At 67.4% G+C, this 3422-nt stretch carries 5 protein-coding genes and 1 pseudogene; 2 read left to right on the top strand and 4 right to left on the bottom strand.

The features are described from left to right. The coding region (locus AC1DGP_RS34935) for a hypothetical protein (RefSeq protein ID WP_476833259.1) at positions 1-323 on the bottom strand (323 nt) is incomplete at its 3' end. Positions 324-596: 273 nt separating this feature from the next. Between AC1DGP_RS34935 and AC1DGP_RS34930 the strand changes: the two genes are divergently transcribed. Together AC1DGP_RS34930 and AC1DGP_RS34925 are read left to right on the top strand one after the other, a co-directional pair. Next, positions 597-752 (top strand): hypothetical protein, encoded by a 156-nt coding sequence (locus tag AC1DGP_RS34930; RefSeq protein WP_476833258.1) that lies wholly within the window; start codon positions 597-599, stop codon positions 750-752. A gap of 15 nt (positions 753-767) precedes the next feature. Then, the gene (locus tag AC1DGP_RS34925) at positions 768-1658 is read left to right on the top strand and encodes a DUF2950 domain-containing protein (RefSeq protein ID WP_476833257.1); all 891 of its coding nucleotides are present in this window, start codon (positions 768-770) and stop codon (positions 1656-1658) included. A gap of 381 nt (positions 1659-2039) precedes the next feature. Here the strand turns inward: AC1DGP_RS34925 and AC1DGP_RS34920 are convergent. From AC1DGP_RS34920 to AC1DGP_RS34910, 3 genes and pseudogenes are all read right to left on the bottom strand, one after another. Beyond that, a pseudogene (locus AC1DGP_RS34920) lies at positions 2040-2252 on the bottom strand (transposase); the annotation flags it as partial. A gap of 143 nt (positions 2253-2395) precedes the next feature. Continuing rightward, positions 2396-2647 (bottom strand): hypothetical protein, encoded by a 252-nt coding sequence (locus AC1DGP_RS34915; protein WP_441509160.1) that lies wholly within the window; start codon positions 2645-2647, stop codon positions 2396-2398. A gap of 391 nt (positions 2648-3038) precedes the next feature. Beyond that, positions 3039-3422 (bottom strand): DUF2950 family protein (locus AC1DGP_RS34910; RefSeq protein WP_476833256.1); only part of this gene is annotated, 384 nt, incomplete at its 5' end.

Below are 3422 nucleotides of genomic sequence, written 5' to 3'. Positions count from 1 at the left end.
CCGGCCTCGCCCGCCCCGGCGGCCCAGGCCGCCCAGGCGGTGTTGGCGGACCGGGAGGCCCAGGCGGCGTTGGCCGGCCAGGCGCCCCGGGTGGCGTTGGCGGCATTGGCGGCCCCGGGCCGGCTGGCGGCGTTGGTGGTCCCGGAGGGCCCGGCGGCATCGGTGGCGTCGGCGGCCCAGGCGGCCCGGGCGGCGTCGGTGGTGTTGGCGGCATCGGTGGCCCAGGCGGCGCAGGCGGCGTCGATGGAGCATTGGGCGGTGCGGCGGCAGGCGCGATCGGCGGCGCGGCGGCAGGCATGATCGGCCAGCGTCCGTCGCAGCAACCCGCCCGTCCTGATGCACGGCCCGGCCAGGATCGCCCCCAGGGCGGGGCTGGACAGGGGCGACCGCAGGCCGACGCAGGCCGGCCCGCGACGCGACCATCGGGCCCCGAGCGGCCCACGGCACGGCCTCCGGCGGCACAGGCGCGACCAGCGGCGCCGCAGGGCGCGAGACCGCGCCCGACACCAAGCCGGACCGCGTTTGACGGTATCGATGCCGGGCGCGGCGCGGCGGCCTATGGCAATCGCGGCGCAGCCAGCCGTGGGCAGATCAGCATGCCGGCGGGGCGCGGCGGCGGAGGCGGACAGATCGGCGGCGGAGGTCGCGGCGGCGGCGCTCACATCGGCGGCGGCGGCCGTGGCGGCGGCGGGCATATCGGCGGCGGCGGTGGCCGCGGGGGCGGTGGTGGTGGTCGCGGTGGACGGCGCTGATTGGGGGACATGATCATGGCACATCACGCTCGATTTTCAGTCCCGGTCTCGCTCGCGGTCCTGTTGATGGCAGGCCCTGCCGCAGCCCAGCAGAGCTTCCCCTCCCCCGATGCGGCGTCCAGCGCGCTGGTCGAGGCGGCCCGGGCGCGCGAGCCCGGCATGCTCGATCGCATTTTCGGGCCGGGGGCCCGCGACGTGCTGAGCACCGGCGACGCCACGCTGGACCGCGAACGACTCGACCGGTTCAATGAGGCCGCAGCGGAATCCGTCACCCTGACGCCGCGCGACGACGCGACGCGGATCCTGACGATCGGGAAACGCAAGTTCGAGTTCCCGATCCCGATCGTCCGACGCGGCGAGGCCTGGATGTTCGATGTCGCGGCCGGGCGTAGCGAAATCCTCAACCGCGCCGTCGGCGAGAACGAACTGCGCGCCATCGAGGCCTGCCAGGCCTATATCAGCGCCCAGCGCGAATATATCCGGAAGGACCATGATGGCGACCAGGTGCCGGAATATGCCCAGAACCTGATCTCGACGCCCGGTACGCAGGACGGGCTGTACTGGCCGAGAACCGGGCAGGCCGATGTCAGCCCGCTCGAGGGCGCCCTGAGCGAGGCCCTGCTGGATCGCGGGAACCGAACCTATGCCGGCTATCGCTTTCGCATCCTCAAGGCACAAGGACCTTGGGCGCCCGGCGGCGCGCATTCCTATGTCGTCAACGGCAACATGATCGCTGGCTTCGGCCTCGTGGCCTGGCCGGCCGAATGGGGCAAGACCGGCGTCATGACCTTCATCTGCGGACATAACGGGGTAGTGCTGCAGAAGAATCTCGGCTCGAAGACCAGCGCCTTGGCGGAGCGCCTGCTGCGCTACGACCCCGACAGCAGCTGGGCGCCAGTCGAATAGGCGGGGCAGCCCCCTCCGGCACCTCTCGAGGTGCCGGGGCCGCGCGCCGTGACTTTCATGTCGCAGCAGCAGTGCGCACGGCAGTTCCCGCAATGGCGAGACGGGTCGCGGGAGCGCGAGATCCCGCTCTCAAGGCCGCAGGCCGTTCCCGAAGAAGTCGGTCTGTCGACCGGGGCTCCCGAGGTCCTGCTGGACATAGGCGGGCCCGCCGCCCCCCGATCCGGACGTCTCGCGCGAAACGCATCCCACCAGTCCCATCAGAGCCAGCACTACTAGGTAGAAACGTCTATTCACGGAGGCCTCCCAAGGCAAGCATGCCGCCGTTGTGATCGACTGTCCCGGATTTCCGACAAGCAGTGGCTTCACTATCGCATCGTTAGCTTCCACGAGCAGATCCGACAGCGCCGAGAGGTGGAGCTTGCGGAGATCGGCGATGCTGCGGAAGTCAGGTCGGTTCAGTCCGGTCACCGCCCCCACGTCGACCCGCTCGTCGCAGGCGCAGCCAAGCTGCCGCGATGATGCCCCGGCTGTAGCCGTAGAGAACAGCGCCACCATCATCCCGGGATGATCAGGTGGATAGCCCCGTTCCTCCGAAGGCACTGAAGCTTCGCAACCTCAGCTTCCTCGCTCGGGACCGGATGGACAACCTATTGAGACCTCACATCTAGGCTTGACCATCGACTTGAGCCTGAGGGCGAGGTGCGCCACTTCGAGGCGATCACCGGCGCGACGAAGGCTCAAACTGAGGCAAGCGCCTCATTGACCTCACGTTCGATTTCCAATGCGAGAGCGCGGTACTCCTCCGCACGGGCCTCTCCGGCCGGCGAAGTTATTTTCTCCCAATAGGAAGCGGCCTCACATGTCACCTGGTAAACTTCGCAGAGATCGAGCAGTCCCGCACCACTGCTGCATTTTTGACGTAGCTCCATCCGCCGCTGCGGCCAACGAAGCATGAGCCTTGCAAGTCCGCGCTTTTGTACGTCATTCATGCTGCCATCCACCGCGGCATCACCACCGCTGATATTCGGCCCACGCCCTCGGCACAGTCGCCGACTGAGGATCAATCCACGATCAAAGGCCCCTAACCCGCGGTAGTCTCCTAAGGGCTCGCGTTGGGACCCCAAGCATCCGACCGGGCGTGAAGCTTGAAAAGCCGCCGAAGAGGATCGAAAGGAGGCCGGTCATCGGTTCTCCATTGCTGATAGCCGCTATGATTCGACGGCCCCCGCGCCTATCGGGCCAATCTTTCGACCTGCCTTTGGCGGTACCGTAGTCCAATCGGAGCCGTCATCCGAAGATCATTTGAGAAGGCTAAATGTCGCTTTGTGAAGACATCGCCATTTCGCTGAATGGATCAGCAGTCTGCATCTCGAAAATTGATTACTGCGGCACCGGAACCTTCTCCCAGGTCTTGTCGGGGTCGTATGAGCGCATCCGCGTCGCGATCCGGCTGGTCCTGGGTCCCAGATCCTTCTGATACACCGTGCCTTCGTGGTTCACGATGAAGCTCATGACGCCGGAGTTGCCGTATTCGGCGGGATAGGCGAGCAGAGCGAAGCCGCCGATCATCTTGCCGCCGACGACATAGTCGAGGCTTCCACCTGGTGCCGCGGCACCCTGGCGCTTGAGGATCTTGTAGTAGTAGCCGTGATAGGGCGTCTTGCCCTGCCCGCCCTTGTAGCCTTCGCGCTCGGCCTGCGCGGCGAGAGCGCCAAGCGGACTGGCCTCTTCTCCTGCCCCGGTCGCCCAGAACAAGCCGTCGCG

The sequence above is a fragment of the Allobosea sp. 05T433 genome (assembly GCF_056396065.1).
This window is presented reverse-complemented; position numbering and strand designations above follow the sequence as displayed.